Source organism: Rathayibacter sp. AY1C9 (genome assembly GCF_002932315.1).
GTDB lineage: Bacteria > Actinomycetota > Actinomycetes > Actinomycetales > Microbacteriaceae > Rathayibacter.
Genome location: NZ_PSVZ01000006.1, coordinates 74,752 through 99,456, shown reverse-complemented (window position 1 = coordinate 99,456; position 24,705 = coordinate 74,752). Strand labels below are relative to the sequence as shown.

Genomic DNA, 24,705 nt, shown 5'->3' with positions numbered 1-24,705 from the left:
GACCGCTCTGTCGCGCACGGTCGCTCTGCACTGCGGGGCCGCTCTGTTACGCGATGCGTCGCTCCGGCGCGGCGGTGTCGGCGGCTCCCGCTAGCGTCGATCGCATGGCAGATCGTGAGTACGGCTTCAAGACGCGTGCGATCCACGCGGGCAACATCCCCGACGCGGTGACGGGCGCCCGCGCTCTGCCGATCTACCAGACCAGCGCCTTCGTCTTCGACGACACCTCCGACGCCGCGGCCCGCTTCGCGCTGCAGAAGTACGGCAACGTCTACTCGCGCCTGTCGAACCCCACGGTCGCCTCCTTCGAGGAGCGCGTCGCGAGCCTCGAGGGCGGCCTCGGCGCCGTCGCCACGGCCTCCGGGCTCTCGGCGCAGTTCATCACCTTCGCGGCGCTCGTCGGCGCGGGCGACCACGTGGTGTCCTCCGCCAACCTCTACGGCGGATCGATCACCCAGCTCGACGTCACGCTCCGCCGTTTCGGAGTGGACACCACCTTCGTCCGCTCGAGCGACCCGGCCGACTACGCGGCGGCGATCACCGAGAAGACCAAGGTGCTCTACGCCGAGACGATCGCGAACCCCTCCGGCGAGATCGCCGACATCGAGGGCCTCGCCGCGGTCGCGCACGCCGCCGGCATCCCGCTGATCATCGACTCCACGGTCGCCACGCCCTACCTCGTCCGCCCGATCGAGTGGGGCGCCGACATCGTCATCCACTCGGCCACCAAGTTCCTCGGCGGACACGGCACCACGCTCGGCGGCGTCGTCGTCGAGTCGGGGCGCTTCCACTACTCCCCCGAGAAGTTCCCGCTGCTGCACGACCCGGTGGCCTCCTACGGGGACCTGTCGTGGGACGGCAACTTCGGGGAGTACGGCTTCCTCACGCGCCTGCGCGCGGAGCAGCTGCGCGACATCGGGCCGGTCCTCGCTCCGCACTCCGCGTTCCTGCTCGCCCAGGGCGTCGAGACGCTGCCGTACCGGATCCAGGCGCACGTCGACAACGCGCGCCGCGTCGCCGAGTGGCTCGACGCCGACCCCCGCATCGAGGCGGTCTACTGGGCCGGGCTGCCCGCGCACCCGCACCACGACCGCGCGCAGAAGTACCTGCCGAAGGGACCGGGCTCGGTCTTCAGCTTCGTGGTCAAGGGCGGCCGCGCCGTCGGCCAGACCTTCATCGAATCGGTCGACCTCGCCAGCCACCTCGCCAACATCGGCGACGCCAAGACGCTGGTGATCCACCCCGCCTCGACCACCCACGCCCAGCTCACCGAGGACCAGCTCCTCCACGCGGGCGTCCTCCCCGGACTCGTCCGCCTCTCCGTCGGCATCGAGGACGCGGACGACATCATCTACGATCTCGACCAGGCGCTCGCCCGCGCGGTCGAGGAGCACGGCACTCCCGACACTCCGACCGAGCTCCCCGAGGACACGACCACCACCCTGCACACCCCGGCCGTGGAGGTCTGAGCATGAGCACCACCGACACCGCCGACACGGTCGTCCAGCTGTCCAACGGGCTGAGCTGCTCGGTCCCGGCGAACTCGCCGCTGGCGAAGATGCTGCGCTCGCAGCGCACCTGGGTGGGCCCCGACGCCCGCAGGCGACTCGACATCCTCCGCCGCGCTAGGACCGTGGCGATCGTCGGCGCCTCGCCGAACCCGGCCCGCTCCTCCTACTTCGTCGCCACCTACCTGCAGCAGTCGAGCGACTACGAGCTCTACTTCGTGAACCCGAACGCCACCGAGATCCTGGGGCAGCCGGTCTACCGCAGCCTCGCCGAGCTCCCGGTCGTGCCCGACATCGTGGACGTGTTCCGCAAGGCGAGCGACATCCCCGCCGTGATCGACGACGTCCTCGCCGTCGGCGCGCCCACGGTCTGGGTGCAGCTGGGGATCTGGAACCAGGAGGCGGCCGAGTACGGCGAGTCGAAGGGCCTGACCGTCGTGATGGACCGCTGCATCAAGGTCGAGCACGCCCGCTTCCACGGCGGCCTGCACCTGCTCGGCTTCGACACCGGCCAGATCTCGGCGCGCAAGACGCTGCGCTGACCCGCCGCCGACCCTCGTCGACGCCGGATCTCCGTGGCTCTTCGTCGCGGGCGCGGCTCGGGCGGCGCACTCCGCCGGCCCCGGCGTAGTCTCGGTGGATGAGCGCCTACGTCTCCGTCCTCGACCTGTTCAGCGTGGGGATCGGCCCGTCCAGCTCGCACACCGTCGGACCGATGCGCGCCGCCCTCGCCCTCGCCGAGCGGATCCGCGACGCCGGGCTCCTCGGCCGCGTGAGCCGGGTGGGCTGCACCCTCTACGGCTCGCTCGGCTCCACCGGGATCGGCCACGGCACCCCCGACGCGGTGGTCGCCGGTCTCGCCGGCCTGGACCCCGAGACGTGCGACCCGGCGCTGGTGCGCGGGGCCTGGCAGCGCCTCGACGCGGAGGGGACGATCCTCCTGGCCGGCGAGCAGCGCCTCGCGATGACGCGCGACGACGTCGTCTTCGAGCCGCGCACGAGGCTGCCGGAGCACCCGAACGCCCTCACCTTCAGCGTCTGGGTCGGAGACGACCCGCTGCCGGTGTGGGAGGAGACCTACTACTCGATCGGCGGCGGCTTCATCCGGCGCGCGGGCGAGCGCGCCGAGCTGGCTGCGCTGGCCCCGCACCCCTACCCCTTCGTCTCCGGGCTCGACCTGCTGGCGACCTGCGACCGGACCCGCTCCGGCATCGCCGAGATCGCCGCCGCGAACGAGCGCGCTCTGCACCCCGGGGTCGACATCGACGCCCGCCTCGACGCGATCTGGGACGCCATGGCCGCCTGCGTCGAGCACGGCCTGGCGACCGACGGCGTGCTGCCGGGCGGCCTGGGCGTCCGCCGCCGCGCCTCGGTGCTGCGCGAGCGCCTCGAGGCCTTCGCGGAGGACCCTCTCGACCGCGCCCGCGCGACCTCGGTGGAGTGGCTCCACGCCTTCGCCCTCGCGGTGAACGAGGAGAACGCCGCAGGCGGGCGCGTCGTGACGGCTCCGACGAACGGAGCGGCGGGCATCATCCCCGCCGTCGGGCACTACTACCTCCGCTTCGTCCCGGGCGCCGACCGCGCGGGGCTGCGCCGCTTCCTCCTCACCGCCACCGCGATCGGCTCGCTCTGCAAGACGAACGCCTCGATCTCCGGTGCGGAGGCGGGCTGCCAGGGCGAGGTCGGCTCGGCCTGCGCGATGGCCGCCGGAGCGCTCTGCGCGGTGCTCGGCGGCACTCCGCGCCAGGTCGAGAACGCGGCCGAGATCGCGATGGAGCACCACCTCGGACTGACCTGCGACCCGGTCGGCGGCCTCGTGCAGATCCCCTGCATCGAGCGGAACGCGATCGCCTCCTCCACCGCGGTGAGCGCAGCCCGCCTCGCGCTGCACGGCGACGGCGACCACCGCGTCTCGCTCGACGCGGTCATCGAGACGATGCGCCAGACCGGCATCGACATGTCGTCGAAGTACAAGGAGACGAGCGAGGGCGGCCTCGCGGTCAACGTCATCGAGTGCTGAGCGCCCGTGGCGTCCGTGACCGTGCGTGACGCACGGGGGCGCACATGTCGGCGGTCGCGCCTAGCGTGGGGCGGGTGAGCACCTCCTCCGTCCCGTACCTCGCCCGGCCGATCGTCTCGACCCAGTGGCTCGCCGACCAGCTCGGCCGCGAGCACCTCGTCGTCGTCGACGCCAGCGTGCTGCTCGTGCCCGGCTTCGACGGGCGGCCCGGCTACCTCAGCGGCGACGAGCAGTACCTCCTCGAGGGGCATGTCCCCGGCGCCGTGTTCGGCGACCTGCTCGAGCAGCTGTCCGATCCGGCGGCTCCCCTGCCCTTCACCCGGCTCGACCCGGAGCGCTTCGCCGCCGCGACCGCCGCGCTCGGCATCGACGACGACTCGGTGGTCGTCGTGTACGACTCCGCGGTCGGCCAGTGGGCCTCGCGCCTGTGGTGGCTGCTGCGCTCGGCCGGGCACGACGCCGTCGCGGTGCTCGACGGCGGGCTCCCGGCCTGGCGGCGGGAGGAGCGCCCGATCGAGACGGGGCACGTCGAGCCCGCGGAGAGCGGAGGCATCAGTGTGCGCGAGGAGCGGCCGCTCTGGATCGACAAGGCCGGCGTCGAGAGCGTGGTGCGCGGCGAGGCTCCCGGGGCGCTGGTCTGCGCGGTCCCGCCGAAGGAGTTCACCGGGGAGGAGGGGCGCCGACCCCGCCTCGGACACCTGCCGGGCTCGCGGAGCGTCCCCGCCGGGCGGCTCGTCGACCGGGCCGACAACACGCTCCTGCCGCCGGAGCGGCTGCGGTCGCTGTTCGGAGACGCTCTCCAGGCCGAGCGGATCGTCCTCTACTGCGGGGGCGGGATCGCCGCGACGGCCGATGCACTCGCACTGGCGGTGCTCGGAGTCCACACGGCGGTCGTCTACGACGGCTCGCTCAACGAGTGGGCCGCCGACCCCGCGGCGCCACTGGTGGTCACGGCCGCGTGAGCAGCTCCTCCGGGAGGCGGGTCGTCGGAAGGGCGCAGACGAAGGCCTCGCAGGAGTAGGCGGTCGGCAGCCCCTCCCGCGAGATCCGCCCCTCGAACAGCTCGAAGCCCGCGTCCGCCCAGTCCCGGGCGCCCTCGTCGGACACGCCGACCAGCACGCCGATCCCGGCGGACCGCGCGCCCTGCACCGCCTCCGCCGCGCCGGGGCCCACGACGACCAGCTGCCGCACCGGGCGAGCCAGCCGCGAAGCGAGCCCGAGCACGGCGCCGAAGCCCATCGGCTGCCGGACCGCGCCCGGAGCGATCGAGGCGACGACCGCCTCGGCCGCCTCCCGGTAGCGCTGCGAACCGGTGAGCAGGTACAGCTCGTGCGCCGCGTCCGCCGTCGCCGACAGGCCGGAGGGGTAGGCGCCCTCGGAGGGATCGGCCGCGAGCAGGAGTCCCCGCGCGGTCAGCGCCGGGTCCCCTCCCCCGGGCAGCGCGAACGGCAGCGGGCCGTCGGCCGCGTCGAGCGCGCCGTCGATCAGGGTGCGCGCCGCGACCGCGTAGCGCGGGCGGCCCTCCGCCAGGGCGAGCTCGAGGAGCCCGCCGGCCAGCATCCCGAGGTCCTCCAGCGCCGGGCGGGCCGAGGAGACGGCACCGTCGAGGGAGGCGCGCACCGCGACGCGGCCGTCGACGAGGTGCCGCTGCAGCACCGCGTCCGCCGCGCGCCGGGCGGCGTCGATCCACTCCTCCCGTCCGAGCACGCGTCCGGCGCGGGCGAGCGCGCGGATCGCCAGGCCGTTCCAGCCGGTGACGACCTTCTCGTCGAGAGCGGGTGGCGCGAGGCGGGACCGGTCCTCGGCGAGGTAGTAGCCGCCCTCCGAGCGCTGACCGTCGACGATGCTCTCCGAGTCCTGCGCCGACGCGAAGCCGCCGCCCGGCCGCTCGAGAGTGGTCAGGAGGAACGCGGCGACGCCCTCCGCGATCCCGGTCAGCTCCTCCACCCGGGCGCCGTCGTGCCCGAGCAGGACGGCCGCGACGTCCAGCAGCTGCGCGTTGTCGTACAGCATCCGCTCGTAGTGCGGATCGCTCCAGTCGGCCTGCGTCGCGTAGCGGAAGAAGCCCCCGTCGCGGTCGCGGAGAGGGGACGCGGCCAGCGCGAGCAGCGTGCGCTCGGCGAGCGCCGCTCCCGAGGGCCGCGAGGCCAGGAACCCGAGCACGGGGGCCACCGGGAACTTCGGGGCGCCGCCGAAGCCGCCGTGCACCCGGTCCTCCTCGTCCGCGAGTGCGCGGACGGCGCCGTCGAGCTCGGCGTCGCCGGGCAGTGCGGCATCGGCGGGCAGCGCCGCGGTCGCCTCGCGCAGGGCCGCGGCGAGGCCGCCCGCCGTCGCCTGCACCTCGTCGCGCCGCAGCCGCCACGCCTCCGAGACCGCGTCGAGGACGTCGGAGAAGGCGGGCACGCCGCCGACGGCGCGCGGCGGGAAGTAGGTGCCGGCGAAGAAGGTCTCGCCGGCGGGGGTGGCGAAGGCCGTCAGCGGCCAGCCGAGCTGCCGGGTGAACGCGCTCGCGGCCGTCAGGTAGGCCGTGTCGACGTCCGGGTGCTCCTCGCGGTCGACCTTCACCGCGACGAAGTCCGCGTTCAGCCGCGCGGCGAGCACCGGATCCGAGAACGACTCCCGCGCCATCACGTGGCACCAGTGGCAGGTGGAGTAGCCGATGGACACCATCACCGGGACGTCGCGGCGCACCGCCTCGGCGAACGCCTCCTCGCCCCAGGGGAACCAGTCGACCGGATTATCCGCGTGCGAGCGGAGGTAGGGGCTGACACTGGAGCGCAGACGATCGGCCATGCGCTCCACGCTAGACGCGGGCGGAGCCTGCGGTGAGGGGGTTGCCGCGGGTCGGAGGGTCAGGAGGTCCGCGGAGCGCCGACGTCCGCGGGTCTCCCCCGCCGTAGGGCCACCCGACCGCTCAGCGCTCGAAGAACCAGCCCGACGGCCGCTCCGTGCCGCGCACGACCGTGCCGCTTCCGCCGCTCCCGCCGCGACGGCCCACCGCCAGGTAGGCGAGGCTGCCGATGAACGGCGCGATCACGATGAACGCCACCCAGGAGACCTTCGCGACCTTCGAGAGCCTCGGGTTCGACAGCACGCCCCGGATCGCGAAGAGCAGCAGCACGATGTTCAGCACGACCAGCAGGGACTGCGGATTCATCGGGGTGCTCCACGGGATCGTGCGCCGCGGTCGACCGGCGCCGGAGCGCCCGACCGGGCAGGGTGGCCCGCGATGATTCACGAGACAGGGCATTGTCGCACGCGGCGTAGGATGGAGGGCTCATGTCAGACGTGCTCAGCATCCGCTACCCGCCCGAACTCCCCGTGTCGGCGCGGCGCGAGGACATCGCCGCCGCGATCCGCGACCACCAGGTGGTCATCGTCGCCGGCGCGACCGGATCGGGCAAGACGACCCAGCTGCCGAAGATCTGCCTGGAGCTCGGCCGCGAGAGCATCGCGCACACGCAGCCCCGGCGCATCGCCGCGCGCACCATCGCCGAGCGCATCGCGGAGGAGCTCGACGACGAGGTCGGCGGGCTGGTCGGCTACCAGGTCCGGTTCACCGACAAGGCGTCCGCCTCGACGCGGATCAAGCTGATGACCGACGGCATCCTGCTCAATGAGATGAACCACGACCGGATGCTCAGCCGGTACGACACGATCATCATCGACGAGGCGCACGAGCGCAGCCTCAACATCGACTTCCTCCTGGGCTACCTGCACCGCCTGCTGCCGCAGCGCCCCGACCTGAAGGTGATCATCACCTCGGCGACGATCGACCCGCAGAGCTTCGCGGCCCACTTCGCCGACGCCGCCGGCGAGCCCGCGCCGATCATCGAGGTCTCCGGCCGCACCTACCCGGTCGAGATCCGCTACCGCCCGCTGGTCGCCGAGGAGCCGGAGGAGGACGACGACACCGACGTCCCCGACGCGACGAGCGGCAGCCGCGACCTGATGACCGGCATCGCCGACGCCCTGGCCGAGCTGGCGCGCGAGGATCCGGGCGACGTCCTGGTGTTCCTCTCGGGCGAGAACGAGATCCGCGACGCCGAGGACGCCATCCGGGGCCGGAATCTGCCGGGCACCGAGGTGCTCCCCCTCTACGGGCGCCTGTCGGCGGCCGATCAGCACCGCGTCTTCGAGAAGGGGCGCACCCCCGGCGTCCGCCGTCGTGTCGTGCTCGCGACCAACGTGGCGGAGACGAGTCTCACCGTCCCCGGGATCCGCTACGTGATCGACGGCGGCACGGCCCGCATCTCGCGCTACAGCGCGCGCTCGAAGGTGCAGCGGCTGCCGATCGAGGCGGTGTCGCAGGCCTCCGCGAACCAGCGCTCCGGCCGCTCGGGCCGCACCAGCGCGGGCATCGCGATCCGCCTCTACTCCGAGGAGGACTACCTCCGCCGCCCCGAGTACACCGATCCCGAGATCCTGCGCACGGGCCTGGCCGCGGTCATCCTGCAGATGATCTCGCTCGGACTGGGCGACATCGCCTCGTTCCCGTTCCTCACTCCGCCCGACTCCCGCGGCATCAAGGACGGCCTCGACCTGCTCACGGAGCTCGGCGCCCTCCGCGTCCCCGGCTCCCCCTCCGCCGCGCCGCGAGACGCCGCTCCGGTGCGCGGCACGCCGCCGAGCGCGCACTCGAGCGGCGTCCCGCGCAAGGGGGCGGAGGCCGCGCCGCAGCTCACGCGCATCGGGCGCGACCTCGCGCGGCTCCCCATCGATCCGCGCTTCGGCCGGATGGTGATCGAGTCGCGCCGCCACGGCGTCAGCCGCGAGGTGATGGCGATCGTCGCGGGCCTCACGATCCAGGACGTCCGCGAGCGCCCTCTCGAGCGCCGCGCGCAGGCCGACCAGCAGCACGCGCGCTTCGTCGATCCCACCAGCGACTTCCTCACCCTGCTGAACCTCTGGAACTACGTGGAGGAGAACCAGGAGGAGCTCTCCTCGAGCGCCTTCCGGCGCCTGTGCAAGGCCGAGTACCTCAACTACCTGCGCGTGCGCGAGTGGCAGGACGTGTTCCGCCAGCTGCGCCAGCTCGCGCGCCCCCTCAAGCTCGAGCTGGGCGAGCCGAAGGTCGACCCCGACGGGATCCACCGGAGCCTCCTGGCCGGCCTGCTCTCGCACCTGGGCATCAAGGACACCACCTCGCAGCAGGCGCAGCGCGCGGCGAAGAGCCGCGAGCGCCAGAACGTGCAGTACATCGGCGCCCGCAACGCGAAGTTCTCGATCTTCCCCGGCAGTGCCCTGGCCAAGAAGCTCCCCGACGCGGTGATGAGCGCCGAGCTGGTCGAGACCAGCCGCCTGTTCGCCCGCTCGAACGCCGCGATCGATCCGGCCTGGGCCGAGGCGATCGCGGGCGACCTCGTGAAGCGGCAGTTCAGCGAGCCGCACTGGGAGAAGTCGCAGGGCGCGGCCGTCGCCTACGAGAAGGTCACGCTCTACGGCGTGCCGATCATCGCCCGCCGCCGCGTCCAGTTCTCGCGGATCGACGCCTCGTACGCCCGCGAGCTGTTCATCCGGCACGCCCTCGTCGAGGGCGAGTGGGAGTCGCGCCACGCCTTCGACCGCAAGAACCGGGCCCTGCGGGCCGAGCTCGAGCGGCTGGAGGAGCGCACGCGCCGCCGCGACCTGCTCGTCGATGACGAGGCCGTGTTCGACTTCTACGACCGCCGGCTCCCCCGCGACATCACCTCGGTGCGCTCGTTCGACTCCTGGTGGCGGACGACCCAGCACGACGAGCCCGATCTGCTGACGATGACGCAGGAGACGCTCCTCCCCGAGGACGCGGAGCAGATCGACGAGACCGCGTTCCCCACGCAGTGGCGCCAGGCCGACCAGCGCTTCCGCCTCTCGTACCGGTTCGAGCCGGGGACGGAGGAGGACGGAGTGACGGTGCACGTGCCGCTCGCGCTCCTGCCCCGCGTGACGCCCCTCGGCTTCGACTGGCTGGTGCCGGGACTCCGGGCCGAGCTGGTCACCGCGATGATCAAGGCGCTGCCCAAGCACCTGCGCCGGAACGTGGTGCCCGCGAACGACTGGGCGCGCAAGCTCACCGCGTTCCTGCCGCACGACGTGCCGAACCCGCCGACGGAGTCGTTCGCGGCGACCCTGGCCGGAGCGATCCGCCGCGAGGCCGGCGTGGTGGTGCAGCCCGAGGACTTCGACCTCGAGCGCATCCCCTCGCACCTGCGGGTCACCTTCGCCGTCGCCGACGAGCGGGGGCGCACGGTCGCCGCCGGCAAGGAGCTCGCCCCGCTGGCCGAGCGCCTGCGCGGCCGGGTCCGCGACGAGGTCGCCCGCGTGGTCGAGGCCCGGGTCCCCGACGCGCTCGAGCGCCGGGGCCTGAAGACCTGGGACATGCCGGAGCTGCCCCGCGTCACCGACACCCGGCAGGGCGGGAACACCATCCGCGCCTACCCCGCCCTGATCGACGACGGCGACTCGGTCTCGATCCGCCTGCTCGCCACGGCCGAGGACCAGGCGCGCGAGCACCCGAGAGGCGTCCGCCGCCTCCTCCTGCTCGCGACGCCGAGCCCCGTCGCCTACGTGCAGCAGCACCTCACCTCGAACGAGAAGCTCGTGCTCGCGCAGAGCCCGTACCAGAACACGACCGCGCTCTTCACCGACTGCCTGCTCGCCTGCGTCGACGCGGTCCTCTGGCGGATGAAGCCCGACGGGATGCTCTTCCTCCGCGCCGAGTTCGACGCCGTGCGCGACCGGGTCTCGGCGAGCGTCATGGACGCGATGTTCGAGACCGTGAAGACGGTCACGACGATCCTCACCACCGCCCGGGGCGTCGAGAAGGCGCTCAAGGCCTCGACGAGCATGGCGCTCCTGCCCGCCCTCACGGATGCGCGGGAGCAGCTCTCGGGCCTGGTCTACCCGGGCTTCGTCTCGGCGACCGGAGTGGAGCGGCTGCGGCACCTCCCGCGCTACCTCGGCGGGATCACCGAGCGCTTCGGCAAGATCGCCGAGAACGTCGGGCGCGACCGCGTCTGGCTGAACGAGGTGCAGGCGGCCCAGGAGCTCTACCGGTCGGCAGGCGGCGTCGTGCCGCTGCCCGCGCACGCCCCGGAGCGGATCGCGCGCGCCCGCTGGATGATCGAGGAGCTGCGGGTGAGCTTCTTCGCGCAGTCGCTCGGCACCGCCGAGAGCGTGTCGCTGCAGCGGATCCGCAAGGTGCTGGCCGGCTGACGCGCCCCTCCGCCGAGGGAACCGCGACCCGTCGAGGGACCCTCGTGCAGCGGTCTCCCTCGACGAACCGCAGTCCCCTCCGGAGCGCTAGTGTCGTCCGGTGGGCAGCTACACCGATCTCCTGAAGACCCCCGGGGTGGGGCGCATCATCCTCGCGCAGCTGACCGCGCGCTTCCCGTTCGGGATGCTCTCGCTGGCGTTCCTCCTGCACGTGGAGCGGGTGCACCACTCCTACGCCGCCGCCGGCCTGGTGCTCGGCTCGATGTCGATCGGGCAGGCCATCGCCGGGCCGCTGACCAGCCGCCTGATGGGGCGGCTCGGGATGCGCCGCGTGCTGACGATCACCCTCGTGGTCTGCGCGGGCGCGATCATCGCGATGGCCGTGCTCCCGCTCGAGGTGTGGCAGTTCGTCGTGATCGGGTTCATCGCCGGCCTGAGCATGCCGCCGGTGCAGCCGGCCGTGCGGACCATCTACCCCAAGATGGTCACCAGCTCGCAGCTGACCCCGCTCTTCTCGCTCGACGCCTCCGCTCAGGAGATCATCTGGGTGCTCGGCCCGGTGCTGGCGACGCTCGTGTCGATCCAGGTGTCGACGGTCGCGGGCATCCTGACGGCCGCCGCGTTCCTGATCGGCGGCGGGATCTGGTTCATCGCCTCGCCCGAGGTGGGCCGCGTCCGCATCCCGCGCTCGAAGCGCCGCCTCGGCGTGGTGCTCACGAAGCCCCCGGTGCTGCTGGCCACGGTCGTCGGCTTCCTCCTGATCGGCGCCTGCTCGGCGGTCGAGGCGGGCGTGGTCGCGGTGTTCGGCGAGGGCGGAGTCGAGTCGGGCGTCGTGCTCGCCGTGTTCGCGGCGGGGTCCCTGGTCGGCGGCCTCGCCCTCGGTCACATCCCGATCAGCCGGTGGGCGACCGCGCGGCGGATGCTGATCGTCACGGTCGGCATGGGCCTGGCGGCGGTCTCGACCGACTTCTGGTGGCTGTGCGTCACGCTGTTCCTCGCCGGCATCGGCATCGCCCCCGCTCTCGCGGCGCTGTTCGCGATCACCGCCTCGAGCGTGCGCTTCTCGGACACGGCGGAGGCCTACGGCTGGGTCGGCACCGGTCAGCTGATCGGCGCGGCGCTGGGCTCCGCGATCGCCGGCGTGCAGATCGACCAGGCCGGGCCGACCGCCGCCATCGTCGTCGCCGCGGCCTTCGCCCTGGTCGGCTTCCTGGTGCCCCTGCTCGGCCGCCGGTACCACCCGGATCTCCGCGGGCGCGACGCCAGCCCGCTGCCCGACACCGAGCCGGTCACGCTGCCCTCCTAGGCCGCCACCCCGGTTGTCCGGCGCCTGTCGGACACCCTAGGGTGAAGGCCCACGACGACGAGGGGACGGCATGGGACTGCGGGAGGACGCGGAGGAGCTGGTGCGCGAGCACCGGCGCGCCGCCGCCCGGACCGACCTCCTCGACCCCTGGTCCGATCCGGAGACCCCGGAGTGGTGCACGGAGCTCGCCGCCGCGCTCTGGCAGGGGTCCTTCCGCCCGAGTCCCGTCTACTTCCGCCGCGAGGAGTCCTCTCACGCCTGGCGCGGCCCGCACTCGACCCGCCTGCACCACCTCGGCTACGGGTGGCAGCTCACCGCGCACCGCGAGCAGCACGGGGTCGTCGCCTCCGAGACGGCGGTGGTCCTCGAGACGGGCTCCCTCTGGCGCGGACTCGGCATCGGCCGGCGCCCCGTGCGCGCGCTCCGCGGCCGGCTCGGCGTCGAGGGCCTGCAGGCGGGCCACGACGTGCACTTCGCCGCGCGCGGCATCGACGAGCGCAGCGACGCGGAGCGCGCCGAGCGGCGCCTCCTCTTCGGGGTGGCCGGTCTCGCGGCGCTGATCGAGGACGACGTGCACGTGGGACCGCACGGCGAGCTCGACTGGAGCGTCTGAGGCGCGTGCCAGCATGGGAGGCATGAGCGTCCCCCTGATCCCCCTCAACGACGGCCGCGCGATCCCCCAGCTCGGGCTCGGCGTCTACAAGATCGGCGACGAGGAGGCGGCCCGCACGGTCGCCGTCGCCCTGGAGGCCGGCTACCGGCACGTCGACACCGCCACCCTCTACGGCAACGAGCGCGGAGTCGGCGAGGGGATCCGCGCGAGCGGCCTCCCCCGCGAGCAGGTCTTCGTGACGACCAAGGTCTGGAACGACGACCACGGCTTCGACGAGACGCTCGCCGCCTTCGACCGGAGCCTCGAGCTGCTCGGCACCGACTACGTCGACCTCTACCTCGTGCACTGGCCGATCCCCTCGCGCGACCGCTACGTCGACACCTACCGCGCCCTCGAGCGCCTGCAGAGCGAGGGGCGGGCCCGCTCGATCGGCGTCTCGAATTTCGCCGAGGAGCACGTGCAGCGCCTGCTCGACGAGACGGGAGTGGTGCCGGCGATCAACCAGGTCGAGCTGCACCCGCGGCTGCCCCAGGAGGAGCTGCGCACCTTCGACGCCGCCCACGAGATCGTCACCGAGGCGTGGTCGCCGCTGGCCCGCGGGCGCCTCCTCGACGAGCCGGCCCTGGCCCGCGTCGCCGCGAAGCACGGCGTCTCGCCGGCGCAGGCGGTGCTGCGCTGGCACGTGCAGCTCGGCGTCGTCGTGATCCCGAAGTCGGTGACGCCGGAGCGGATCCGCGAGAACCTGGACGTCTTCGGCTTCGCCCTCGACGACGAGGACCTCGCCGCGATCGCCGGGCTCGCGACCGGTGAGCGCACCGGGCGCGACCCGCGCTTCGACTGAGGCTCCGGCGATGACGGCGGGCAGGGTCCTGCTCCTGCACGGCCTGGGCGGTTCGGGCCGCACCTGGTGGCGGCTGAGCCGCGAGCTGACCGCGGCGGGCTGGAGCGTCTCCGCTCCCGACCTGCGCGGACACGGCGACGGGCCGCGCGGCGGCTCCTCCCGCCACGACGCCTACGCCGACGACGCCCTCGCGCGGGGACCGTTCGACCTCGTCGTCGGGCACTCGCTCGGCGGAGCGGTCGCGGTGCGCGCCGCCGCCCGCGACTCCGGCTGGGCGGGGCGCCTGGCGCTGCTGGACCCGGTGCTCCGGCTCGCCCCGGAGCAGCGGGCCGCCGTCCGCGCGGGCGAGCTCGCCGGTCTCGCGGTCTCGGCCGAGGAGCTCGCTGTCGCGCAGCCGCTCTGGGACGAGCGGGACCGGGCCGAGAAGCTCGCCGCGGTGCGGGCCGCCGATCCGGCCGCGGTCGCCGCGACGATCGACGACAACGACCCGTGGGACCTGCTGGCGGACCTGCCGGGCCTCCGCCCGCCGGTCCTCGTGCTGGCCGGCGACCCGCAGGTCGAGACGCTGCTCCCTCCCTCCCTCGCCGCCCTGGTGCTGCGCGCGAATCCGCGCATCCGGTACGCGGTCGTCGCGGGCGCAGGTCACAGCCCCCACCGCGACCGTCCGGAGGAGACGCTCGCGATGCTCCGCGAGTGGGCCGAGAGCCCGGCGACGGCCTGACCGACCCGCCGGCCCGGTCCGTGTTTCGTCCGGATGAAATCTGGCAGGGGGGACTGGGCCGCACCGTTTCCTGTGAATACCCTCGCAGAGGACGCGATCCCCTCCCAGTCTTCGGGAGGTGCGCGTCGGGGCCGCCGACGCGGTGGCCCGTTCTCGAGGAGAGGGAGCCCCAGTGGCGCGAACCACCACGAACACCCCGAGCGGCCGCCGACGCCGCTCGCTGATCGGCTCGAGCGCGATGATCGGAGCGGGCGCCCTCGTCGCCGGCTTCGCCTTCGCGCCGACGGCGAGCGCCGTCGAGCCGGTCGACTTCGCCGACACCGTCACGGTCGACGGCATCATGACCCACCTGGAGGCGCTTCAGGCGATCGCGGACGCCAACGGCGGCACCCGCGCGATCGGCACTCCGGGCTACGAGCTGAGCGGCGCGTACGTCGAGGAGGTCCTCGCGGACGCCGGCTACACGACGCAGCGCCAGGACTTCACCACCGCGACGCAGACGATCGACGCGTTCACGCTGACCACCGGCACCGGCGCCGTCGGCACGCCGATGGAGTTCACTCCGTCGACGCCCGAGGGCGGCGTGACCGGCGAGCTCATCGCCCCCGTCGATCCGCTCGGCTGCACCACGGACGCCTGGACCGGCCTCGACGCCACCGGGAAGGTCGCGCTCATCAGCCGCGGCTCCTGCAGCTTCCTCGAGAAGTCGGTCGCCGCCGGTGCCGCCGGCGCCGCCGCGATCATCATCTACGACAACGCGCCGAGCGACGCCCTCAACGGGACGTTCGGCGGACAGGACGCGGCCGCCGTCCCCGGCGTCGGCGTCACGCAGGCCGAGGGGCAGGCGCTGCTGGCGTCGCTCCCCGCGAGCGTCTCGGTCCTCATCGACCAGACGACGACCGAGGTGGAGACCTTCAACATCGTCACGGAGACGCCGGGCGGCGACCACGACAACGTGGTCATGCTCGGCGCGCACCTCGACAGCGTGCCCGCCGGCCCCGGCATCAACGACAACGGCTCCGGATCCGCGACGCTGCTCGAGACGGCCGTGCAGCTGGCCGCCGCGGGCGACACGACCAACGCGGTCCGCTTCGCCTGGTGGGGCGCCGAGGAGGTGGGCCTGGTCGGCTCCTACACCTACGTCGACTCCCTGACGGAGGAGGACGCCTCGAAGATCGCGACCTACATGAACTTCGACATGGTCGCCTCGCCGAACTACGTGATCTCCGTCTACGACGCGGACCAGTCCACCTACGAGGCCCCCGTGGACGTGCCCGCCGGCTCGATCGCGACCGAGAAGGCGTTCACCGACTACTTCGACTCGATCGACCAGCCCTGGATCGACACGGCGTTCGACGGCCGCAGCGACTACGACGGCTTCATCTCGGTCGGCATCCCGTCCTCGGGCGTCTTCACCGGCGCTGACGACGTCAAGACGGAGGAGGAGGTCGCGCTGTTCGGCGGCACCGCCGGCATCACGCACGACCCGAACTACCACTCCGCCGCCGACGACATCGACAACATCAACCAGGAGGCGCTCGGCATCACGTCGAAGGCCATCGCCTTCGTGACCGCCTCGTTCGCCGCGGACACCTCCGCGATCGACGCCGAGAAGGACCCGACCACGCCGACTCCGACGCCGGAGCCCACCGTGGCCCCGACCGCCGAGCCGACCGTCGCTCCGACCGCGCAGCCGACCGTCGCCCCGACGACCGCGCCCACCACCGCTCCCACTCCGAGCAGCACGCCGACCGCCGTGGCGCCGCACCCCGGCGGCCGCCCGCCCCTGGCCTCGACGGGCGCCGACATCGGCCTGCCGCTGGGCCTCGGCGGACTGCTGATCGCCGGCGGCGTCGGCGGGCTCCTGCTCGCCGCGCTGCGCCGCCGGAGCGCCGAGCGCGGCTAGCCGCCACCGCCCCGGAGCCGTCCGGCCGTCGCTCCGCGACGACCGGGCGGCTCCGTCGTTCCGCCCTGAGGGGACCCCGGACCGTCGAGCTGCGGCGGGTCCCTTCGACGGTCGGGGGCTCCCTCACGTCCGACAGGGCTTCCGGCGGCCGGGGGACACGGTGTTCACTGGGCGCATGCGAGCCATCTGGAAGGGCGCGATCACCTTCGGCCTGGTCAACGTGCCGGTGAAGATCTACAGCGCGACCGAGGACCACGACATCCCGCTGCACCAGGTCCACGACAAGGACGGCGGACGGATCCGGTATCAGCGCAAGTGCGAGATCTGCGGCGAGGTCGTCACCTTCGACCACATCGACAAGGCCTACGACGACGGCGAGCGCACCGTGGTCCTGTCCAAGGACGAGCTCAAGGCGCTGCCGGAGGAGCGCGACCGCGAGATCGACGTCGTGCAGTTCGTGCCCAGCGAGCAGGTCGACCCGATCATGTTCGACCGCGCCTACATCCTGGAGCCCGACTCCTCCTCCCCCAAGGCCTACGTCCTGCTGCGCCGCACCCTCGAGCAGACGGACCGCACCGCGATCGTCGAGTTCGCGCTGCGGCAGAAGACCCGCCTCGCCGCGCTGCGCGTGCGCGGCAGGCTTCTGATGCTGCAGACCCTGCTCTGGGCGGACGAGGTACGGGAGGTCGAGTTCCCGTCGCTGGAGGGCAGCACCCGGATCGCGGCGCGCGAGCTCGAGATGTCGGCGCACCTGGTCGACTCCTACTCCGAGGACTTCGACGCCGCGAAATTCCACGACGCGTACCAGGAGGAGCTGCGCACGCTGATCGACGCCAAGATCGAGCAGGGCGACGCCCTCGACACCGCCGCGACCTTCGGCGAGGCGCCAAAGGAGGAGGGCGGCGGCGAGGTGCTCGACCTGATGGAGGCGCTCAAGCGCTCGGTCGAGCGCAGCCGCGGGGCGAAGGGGACGCCGGCGGAGGAGGCCCCCGCCGAGAAGAAGGCCGCGAAGAAGGCGGCGAAGGCTCCGGCGACGACCGCCGCGAAGAAGAAGCCCGCGGCGAAGAAGGCCGACACGGAGAAGGGCGCCGACGCGCCTGCGAAGAAGCGGACCCCGAAGAAGACCGCGGCGGCGGAGAAGGCGGCGTCCTAGCCCCGCCCGATGCGGCGGGTCGGGGTCGGACGGAGCCTCAGGCCCGCTCGGCCGCCCGGTCGGGCTCGTCGGCCCCGTCCAGCTCGTCCACGTCGTCGAGGTCGACCGCGACCGAGCTGACCAGCGCGAGCAGAGCCTCCGCATAGGCGTTCTCGGCCGCCGCGTCCTCGAAGGTCCGCGCCCGGCCGCCGAGCTCGACCTCGACGGCGAACCGCGTCTCCGGCTCGGCGAGGCGACGGAGGGAGCGGAAGGTCCCGCGGAGGAGCTCGCGCAGCTGGTCCTCCCGCGGCAGCCAGAGCGAGTCCTCCAGGGAGACGGAGTCGAGCGCCCATTCCGTGGTGCCGTTGAAGCCGAGGACGGTCCCGCTCGGGTACTCGTGCGCCTCGATGGTCATGTCGCTGACGGTGAAGACGTCGCCGTCGAAGCCCTCCCGCTCGATGCGGAAGCGGTCACCGGTGCGGGGCGTCCAGCGCACGCCCGCCGTGCGCAGGGCACGGGCCAGCTCGAAGGAGATCATCCGACGAGTGTGGCCCGCGAAGCCGCGAACGCGCCGCGAGCGGCACCCGCGCGCCCCGATGTCGGTGGATGAGTTTACGTTCATGAAACGTCCGGTTCACAGGCCGGGCACCCGCACTGCATAGCGTGACCATGCGTGCCCCTTCCGGGGGTGCGCCGGCCGCGCCGCGCGGCGACGACGCTGCGACCGCTCTTCCGAGCGGCGATCGAGAGGACCACCATGCCCGACTCTCCCACCCCGCCCGACCGCCGCCGGAGGCGCGGGCTCGGCCTGGCGGCCCTGACCGGACTGGCCCTGGCGGCCGCTCCGCTGGTCGCGACCTCCGCCGCGGCCGCGCCCTCGGGCGACGAGCTCGTCATCAGCGAGGTCTTCGCCCGCGGAGGCTCCGCCGGCGCCGCGTTCAGCAACCGCTACGTGGAGCTCTACAACCCCACCGCCGCCGAGATCGCCCTCGGCGGCCTCTCGATCCAGTACCGCTCGGCGACCGGCACCGCGAACCCCACCACGACCGTGCCGCTCACCGGCTCGGTGCCCGCGGGCGGCCACTTCCTGCTCGCCGGCGCCAGCAACGGCACCAACGGCGCGGCCCTGCCGACGCCCGACCAGAGCGCGAACGGCCTCAACATGGCCGCCGCGGGCGGCACCCTCTTCCTCGTCGACGGGACCTCGGCGCTCGTGGCGCCGCCCACCGGCGCCGCCGCCCAGCCGGACGCGGTGATCGACCTCGTCGGCTACGGCACCTCGAACACCTTCGAGTCGTCCGTCGCCACGGTGCCCTCCCTCACCCAGACGATCGCCCGCGCGGACACCGCCACCGGCGACACCGACGTCAACTCGGCCGACTTCGCGCTCGGCGCACCGACCCCGCAGGCCGCGGGCGGAGGATCCGAGCCCGAGCCCACCACGCCGCCGTCGACGACTCCCCCGACCACCCCGCCGGCCGAGATCCCGGCCGTCTCCATCGCGGAGATCCAGGGCACCGGCGACGCGTCGCCGCTCGTCGGCAGCACCGTCACCACCTCCGGCGTCGTCACCGCGCGCTACCCGTCCGGCGGCTACAACGGCTACGTCATCCAGACCCCCGGCACCGGCGGCGAGAGCTCGCGCACGGCCTCCGACGCCGTCTTCGTCTTCTCCTCCGCCTCCGTCGGGTCGGTCGCGATCGGCGACCACCTGCGCATCACCGGCGAGGTGAGCGAGTACAACGGCCTGACCGAGCTCACCCCGACCTCGGCCGCGACCGTCGTGAAGCTCGACGACGCCGCCGCAGCGCCGGTCCCGGCCGCTGTCGCGCTCCCCCGCACCGCCGCCGAGCGCGAGGTGCTCGAGAGCATGCTGATCGCTCCGCAGGGCGCCTACACGGTCACCGACACCTTCGACCTGAACAGCTTCGGCTCGGTCGGCCTCGCCGCCGGCACGTCCCCGCTGCTCACGCCGACCGAGGTCGCCCGCCCCGGCTCGCCGGAGCTCGCGGCCGTCGTCGCCGACAACGCCGCCCGCGCGATCACCCTCGACGACGGCGCCTCGATCAACTTCCTCGGCGCCGCCGCGAACAAGGCGATCCCGCTGCCCTACCTCACCACCACCGCGCCGATCCGCGTGGGTGCTCCGGCGACCTTCACCCGCCCCGTCGTCCTCCACTACCGCAACGGCGGCTGGGCCTTCCAGCCCACCACGCAGCTGACCGTCGAGAACGCCGGCGACGTGCAGCCCGCGACCTTCGCGAACACCCGGACCGCGAAGCCCGAGGCCGTCGGCGGCGACCTCTCGATCGCGTCCTTCAACGTGCTCAACTACTTCTCCACCACCGGCGACTCGATCACCGGCTGCACCTTCTACACCGACCGCGACGGCGACCCCGTCACGGTCAACAGCGGCTGCGACGCCCGCGGAGCGGCGAACGCCGATGACCTCGAGCGCCAGCAGGCCAAGATCGTGACCGCGATCAACACCCTCGGCGCGGGCGTCGTCTCGCTCGAGGAGATCGAGAACTCGGCCAAGTTCGGCAAGCCGCGCGACGAGGCCCTCGCCACCCTGACCGCCGCGCTGAACACGGCGGCCGGCTCCGAGGTCTGGGCCTACGTCCCCTCCCCCGCAGCGCTCCCCGCGCTCGCGGACGAGGACGTCATCCGCACCGCCTTCATCTACAAGAAGGCCGTCATCGAGCCGGTCGGCGAGTCCGTCGTGCTCAACGACACGGTGAACTTCTCGAACGCCCGCAAGCCCCTCGCCCAGGAGTTCCGCCTCCTCGGCGACAGCGCCAGCGAGTTCGTCGCGATCGTGAACCACTTCAAGTCGAAGGGCTCCGGGTCCGGCGCCGACGCCGACCAGGGCGACGGCCAGGGCGCCTCGAACGCCTCGCGCGTGAAGCAGGCGACCGCCCTCGTCGCCTTCGCCGACCGCCTCCGCACCGAGAAGGCCACCGAGCTCGTCTACCTGCTGGGCGACTTCAACGCCTACTCGAAGGAGGACCCGGTGAAGGTGATCACCGACGCCGGCTACATCGACCAGGGTGCGAAGGACGGCAAGTACTCGTACTCGTTCGACGGCGCGGTCGGCTCGCTGGACCACGTCTTCGCCTCGCCCGCGGCCGACAGGACGGTCACCGGGGTCGACACCTGGAACATCAACAGCGGCGAGTCCGTGGCACTGGAGTACAGCCGCTACGACTACAACGCGACGATCTTCTACGACACCTCGGCGTACCGCTCCAGCGACCACGACCCGGTCGTCGTCGGCCTCGACCTGCCCGAGACCCAGACGGACCCGGAGCCCGAGCCCGTCACGGTCATCGACGTCGCGACCACCGCCTCCACCAAGCGCCTCGCCGTCGTGCGGACGCTGACGGTGTCGGCGGTGAACAACGGCGACGAGACGGTCTCGATCGAGATCACGACGGCGTACGGCAGCAAGACGAAGAAGACGGTCAAGCCCGGCCAGTCGTTCACAGTCAAGACCGTGACCGTCTTCACGCCCATCAAGGCCGGCACGGCGACCATCGAGGTCACCGCGCCCGACGGCACCGAGCGCGTCTACAAGCAGGCGTACCGCGGCGCCTGATCCCGCGCGACCCCTGACCTCGACGAGCTCCGGCTCCTAGAGTTCGGGGATGCCCGAGGGAGACAGTGTGCACCGTCTCGCCGCCCGCCTCAGGCGGGCGGCGGACGGTCGCACCGTCCTCGAGGGCGAGCTGCGCTCCGGGGACGCGGCCGGCACCTCCCTCGCCGGGCTGAGGATCCTCGAGCACGACACCCACGGCAAGCACCTCCTCACCCGCTTCTCCGGCGGAACGACCCTGCACACCCACCTGCGGATGCAGGGCTCCTGGACCGTGACCGCTCCCGGCCGAGCGGTCCCCCGCTCGGTGCAGAAGGACGTCCGCGTCCGCCTCCGCCTCGACGACGACTCGACCGTGTGGGGCATCGACCTCCCGGTCGTCGAGCTCCTCGCCACCCGCGACGAGCCGCGCGCCGTCGGGCACCTCGGGCCCGACCCGCTCCGCGCGGACTGGGACGCCGACGAGGCCGTCCGGCGCCTCTCCCGCCTCCCGGACCGGCCCGTCGTCGCCGCACTCCTCGACCAGCGCTGCCTCGCGGGTCTCGGCAACCTCTGGGCCAACGAGGTCTGCTTCCTCCGCGGGGTCTGGCCCTGGCGGCCGATCGGCTCCCTCGACGTCCGCGCCCTCGTGGCGACCGCGGCGAGAGGCATCCGCGCCTCCGTCACGATCCCGGGGATGTTCCAGACCACCACCGGTGACACCCGCCGCGGCGAGCGGCACTGGGTCGCGGGGCGCGCCGGGCGCCCGTGCCTGCGCTGCGGCACGACGGTGCTCGTCCGCGACGAGGTCCGCGACGACCCCGAGCAGCGCCGCACCTGGTGGTGCCCGCACTGCCAGCCGGAGCAGGCGGCCGCCCCCTGAGCCCGCGTACCGCCGCCTGAAGCCCGCGTACCGCTGCCGACGGCCCGTGCGTAGGCTGGCCGCATGACGAACGAGTGGGGAACTCCGGATCCGTCCGCCCGGCGAGACCGGTCCGCGGAGGTCGTCCCGGCGGCCGCCTCCGGCGAGGAGGTGGAGACCGCCCGCGTCGAGGACGCCGAGCGCGCGCTCGCCGTGCGCGAGGTCAAGCGGCGCCGCGACTTCCTGGGATCGGTCGGCGGATGGGCGAGCGTCTCGGCGATCACGACCGCCGTCTGGGTCGGCACAGGGGCCGACGGCTACTTCTGGCCGATCTGGCCGATGATCGGGATCGGGATCGGCGTCGTCGGCCAGGCCACGTCGATCTGGGGTCCCGCCCGCAAGGAGATCACCGAGGCGGACATCGCCGCCGAGATGCAGCGCCGGGAGAAGCGCCGCCGCTGATCAGTCCAGGCGGCCGACCGAGGTGACGCGGACGACGGCCGCACCCTGCTCGTCCGACTCGGCGAGGTCGACGGTCGCCGAGATCCCCCAGTCGTGGTCGCCGGCCGGATCGTCGAGGATCTGCCGCACGAGCCACTGCGTCGGCTCCTCCGTGACGAGCAGCATCTTCGGCCCCCGGGCGTCGGGCCCGATGCCGATGCTGTCGTGCTCGTCGTAGTAGTCGTCCAGCGCGGCGCCCCACGCGTCGGCGTCGAAGCCGGCGGCGGCGTCGAGCTCGCCGAGCGCCTCGTGGTCGTCGAGGGCGGCGAGGGTCACCCGGCGGAACATCTCGTTGCGCACCAGCACGCGGAAGGCGCGGTGGTTCGCGGTGAGGCGGCGCGGAGCGGGCGGCACGATCGCCTGGTCCGCCGCGTGGAGCGCCGGATTGACCAGCTCCTCCCACTCGTCGACCAGCGAGGAGTCGACCTGGCGCACGAGCTCGCCCAGCCACTCGATCAGGTCGTGCAGCTCCTCGTTCTTCAGCTCGTCGGGGATGGTCTGCCGGGCCGCGCGGAACGCGTCGGACAGGTAGCGCAGCACCAGTCCCTCCGAGCGGGAGAGCTTGTAGAACGCGGTGTACTCGCCGAAGGACATCGCCCGCTCGTACATGTCGCGCACGACCGACTTCGGCGAGAGCTCGAAGTCCTTCACCCACGGCTGCGCGGCGGTGTAGGTCTCGAAGGTCGCCTCGAGGAGCTCCTCGAGCGGCTTGGGGTGCGTGACGGACTCGAGCAGCTCCATCCGCTCCTCGTACTCGATCCCCTCGGCCTTCATCGCGGCGACGGCCTCGCCGCGGGCCTGGAACTGCTGGGCCCCCAGGATCGGGCGCGGGTCGTCGAGGGTCGCCTCGAGCACCGAGATCACGTCGAGCGCGAAGCTCGGCGACTCCGGGTCGAGAACGTCGAACACGGCAAGCGCGAACGGCGAGAGCGGCTGGTTGAGCGCGAAGTTCGGCTGCAGGTCGACGGTCAGGCGGATACGGGTCACGCCGTCGGCTCCGACGCTCTGCTCGACCACGCCCGCCTCCCGCAGCGTCCGGTAGATGCCGAGCGCCCGGCGGGCGAGCTGCAGCTGCCGCTTCCACGGCTCGTGGTTGTCGAAGATCAGGGCGTGCACGTTCGCGTAGGCGTCGCCGCCGCGGGCGATCACGTTCAGCAGCATCGCCGACGTGATCGTCATGTGCGAGGTCAGCGTCTCGGGCTCGGCGTCGACGAGCTTGCGGAAGCTCGGCTCGCCCCAGCTGACGAAGCCCTGCGGCGCGCGCTTGGCGACCCACTTCCTCCGCTTCTTCGGGTCGTCGCCCATCTTGTCGAGAGCCTTCCGGTTCTCGGACTCGTGCTCGGGGGCCTGCACGACCACGGTCCCGGCGGTGTCGTACCCCGCGCGACCGGCGCGGCCGGCGATCTGGTGGAACTCGCGGGCCGAGAGCTGGCGGGTCCGGGTGCCGTCGTACTTGGTCAGCGCGGTGAGCAGCACGGTGCGGATCGGGACGTTGATGCCGACGCCGAGGGTGTCCGTGCCGCAGATCACGCGCAGCATGCCCTGCTGGGCGAGCTGCTCGACCAGGCGGCGGTACTTCGGCAGCATGCCCGCGTGGTGGACGCCGATCCCCAGCCGGAGCAGCCGGGAGAGGGTCTTGCCGAACGCGGTGGTGAAGCGGAAGCCGCCGATCACCTCGGCGATGCGGTCGCGGTGCTCGCGGGTGGCGATGTTCGCGCTGGTGAGCGCCTGCGCGCGCTCGAGAGCGGCCGCCTGCGAGAAGTGCACGACGTAGACCGGCGACTGGTTCGTCGAGAGCAGCTCCTCGATGGAGTCGTGGATCGGAGCGATCTCGTAGAAGTAGTGCAGCGGCACCGGGCGCTCCACGCCGGTGACCCGGGCGGTCTCCCGGCCCGTGCGGCGGCTGAGGTCGGCGGCGAGCGCCGTCACGTCGCCGAGGGTGGCCGACATCAGCACGAACTGCACGTGAGGGAGGGTGAGCAGCGGCACCTGCCAGGCCCAGCCGCGCGCCGGGTCCGCGTAGAAGTGGAACTCGTCCATCACGACCTGGTCGACCGGGGTGTCCTCGCCGTGCCGGAGCGCGAGGTTCGCGAGGATCTCGGCCGTGCAGCAGATGATCGGCGCGTCGGCGTTCACCGAGGAGTCGCCGGTGACCATCCCGACGTTGGAGGCGCCGAAGACGTCGACCAGCGCGAAGAACTTCTCGGAGACGAGCGCCTTGATCGGCGCCGTGTAGAAGCTGCGGCGCCCGGAGGCGAGCGCCGCGGCGTGCGCGCCGATCGCGACGAGCGACTTGCCGGTGCCGGTGGGCGTCGAGAGGATCAGGTTGGAGCCGGAGGCGATCTCGAGCATGGACTCGTCCTGCGCCGGGTAGAGCGGGAGGCCGCGCGACTCCGCCCACTCGGTGAAGGCCAGGTAGACCGCGTCGTCGTCGACGCGCCCGTCCGCGTCGGGCGTCGGCATCCGGTCGAGCAGCGTCGAGGTCATCCCCCCATCCTCCCAGCCCGCGGCCCGTCGCTCGGGTGCG

At 73.0% G+C, this 24,705-nt stretch carries 18 protein-coding genes; 14 read left to right on the top strand and 4 right to left on the bottom strand.

The features are described 5' to 3' along the window. Positions 1–104: 104 nt before the first annotated feature. The 4 genes from C5D09_RS06635 (at position 105) to C5D09_RS06620 (ending at position 4,490) form a co-directional block, all read left to right on the top strand. Positions 105–1,469, top strand: coding sequence for an O-acetylhomoserine aminocarboxypropyltransferase/cysteine synthase family protein (locus C5D09_RS06635; protein WP_104247355.1), 1,365 nt, complete (start codon positions 105–107; stop codon positions 1,467–1,469). 2 nt (positions 1,470–1,471) lie between these two features. Then, positions 1,472–2,050 (top strand): CoA-binding protein, encoded by a 579-nt coding sequence (locus C5D09_RS06630; RefSeq protein ID WP_104233696.1) that lies wholly within the window; start codon positions 1,472–1,474, stop codon positions 2,048–2,050. 98 nt (positions 2,051–2,148) lie between these two features. After that, a complete protein-coding gene (locus C5D09_RS06625; protein WP_104268896.1) occupies positions 2,149–3,528 on the top strand; it encodes an L-serine ammonia-lyase in 1,380 nt (459 codons plus the stop codon). Positions 3,529–3,602: 74 nt separating this feature from the next. Then, on the top strand, positions 3,603–4,490 hold the full coding sequence (locus C5D09_RS06620; protein WP_181135011.1) for a sulfurtransferase: 888 nt from the start codon (positions 3,603–3,605) through the stop codon (positions 4,488–4,490). On the opposite strand, the gene C5D09_RS06615 is transcribed toward C5D09_RS06620, so the two are convergent. Beyond that, the gene (locus tag C5D09_RS06615; RefSeq protein WP_104268894.1) at positions 4,477–6,321 is read right to left on the bottom strand and encodes a thioredoxin domain-containing protein; all 1,845 of its coding nucleotides are present in this window, start codon (positions 6,319–6,321) and stop codon (positions 4,477–4,479) included. The genes C5D09_RS06620 and C5D09_RS06615 overlap by 14 nt on opposite strands. A gap of 121 nt (positions 6,322–6,442) precedes the next feature. After that, the gene (locus C5D09_RS06610) at positions 6,443–6,685 is read right to left on the bottom strand and encodes a PLDc N-terminal domain-containing protein (protein WP_159939582.1); all 243 of its coding nucleotides are present in this window, start codon (positions 6,683–6,685) and stop codon (positions 6,443–6,445) included. Positions 6,686–6,807: 122 nt separating this feature from the next. On the opposite strand from C5D09_RS06610, the gene hrpA reads away from it, so the two are divergent. The 7 genes from hrpA (at position 6,808) to C5D09_RS06575 (ending at position 17,262) form a co-directional block, all read left to right on the top strand. Beyond that, a complete protein-coding gene (gene hrpA, locus C5D09_RS06605; protein ID WP_104268893.1) occupies positions 6,808–10,722 on the top strand; it encodes an ATP-dependent RNA helicase HrpA in 3,915 nt (1,304 codons plus the stop codon). A gap of 100 nt (positions 10,723–10,822) precedes the next feature. Continuing rightward, positions 10,823–12,028 carry an MFS transporter gene (locus C5D09_RS06600; RefSeq protein WP_104226915.1) on the top strand — a complete coding sequence of 402 codons (1,206 nt, stop codon included), beginning with the start codon at positions 10,823–10,825 and terminating at the stop codon, positions 12,026–12,028. 70 nt (positions 12,029–12,098) lie between these two features. Further along, entirely contained in the window at positions 12,099–12,641 is a 543-nt protein-coding gene (locus C5D09_RS06595) for a hypothetical protein (protein WP_104233702.1), read from the top strand. A gap of 22 nt (positions 12,642–12,663) precedes the next feature. Continuing rightward, entirely contained in the window at positions 12,664–13,482 is an 819-nt protein-coding gene (locus C5D09_RS06590) for an aldo/keto reductase (protein ID WP_104268910.1), read from the top strand. A gap of 10 nt (positions 13,483–13,492) precedes the next feature. After that, positions 13,493–14,203: an alpha/beta fold hydrolase gene (locus C5D09_RS06585; RefSeq protein WP_104267539.1), complete on the top strand. Its 711-nt coding sequence runs from the start codon at positions 13,493–13,495 to the stop codon at positions 14,201–14,203. A gap of 172 nt (positions 14,204–14,375) precedes the next feature. Continuing rightward, positions 14,376–16,109, top strand: coding sequence for a M28 family peptidase (locus C5D09_RS06580; protein ID WP_104268891.1), 1,734 nt, complete (start codon positions 14,376–14,378; stop codon positions 16,107–16,109). 175 nt (positions 16,110–16,284) lie between these two features. Further along, on the top strand, positions 16,285–17,262 hold the full coding sequence (locus C5D09_RS06575; protein WP_104268890.1) for a Ku protein: 978 nt from the start codon (positions 16,285–16,287) through the stop codon (positions 17,260–17,262). A gap of 37 nt (positions 17,263–17,299) precedes the next feature. Here the strand turns inward: C5D09_RS06575 and C5D09_RS06570 are convergent, their stop codons facing one another. Continuing rightward, a complete protein-coding gene (locus tag C5D09_RS06570; RefSeq protein ID WP_258066931.1) occupies positions 17,300–17,779 on the bottom strand; it encodes a pilus assembly protein CpaE in 480 nt (159 codons plus the stop codon). Between the two features lie 219 nt (positions 17,780–17,998). Between C5D09_RS06570 and C5D09_RS06565 the strand changes: the two genes are divergently transcribed. From C5D09_RS06565 to C5D09_RS06555, 3 genes are all read left to right on the top strand, one after another. After that, positions 17,999–20,839 (top strand): ExeM/NucH family extracellular endonuclease, encoded by a 2,841-nt coding sequence (locus C5D09_RS06565; protein WP_104268889.1) that lies wholly within the window; start codon positions 17,999–18,001, stop codon positions 20,837–20,839. Positions 20,840–20,888: 49 nt separating this feature from the next. Then, positions 20,889–21,698: a DNA-formamidopyrimidine glycosylase family protein gene (locus C5D09_RS06560; protein WP_104268888.1), complete on the top strand. Its 810-nt coding sequence runs from the start codon at positions 20,889–20,891 to the stop codon at positions 21,696–21,698. A gap of 63 nt (positions 21,699–21,761) precedes the next feature. Then, entirely contained in the window at positions 21,762–22,139 is a 378-nt protein-coding gene (locus C5D09_RS06555) for a 2TM domain-containing protein (RefSeq protein ID WP_104268887.1), read from the top strand. Here C5D09_RS06555 and C5D09_RS06550 read toward each other — a convergent pair whose 3' ends face one another. Next, positions 22,140–24,665 (bottom strand): RNA helicase, encoded by a 2,526-nt coding sequence (locus C5D09_RS06550; protein ID WP_104247346.1) that lies wholly within the window; start codon positions 24,663–24,665, stop codon positions 22,140–22,142. Between the last annotated feature and the right edge of the window lie 40 nt (positions 24,666–24,705).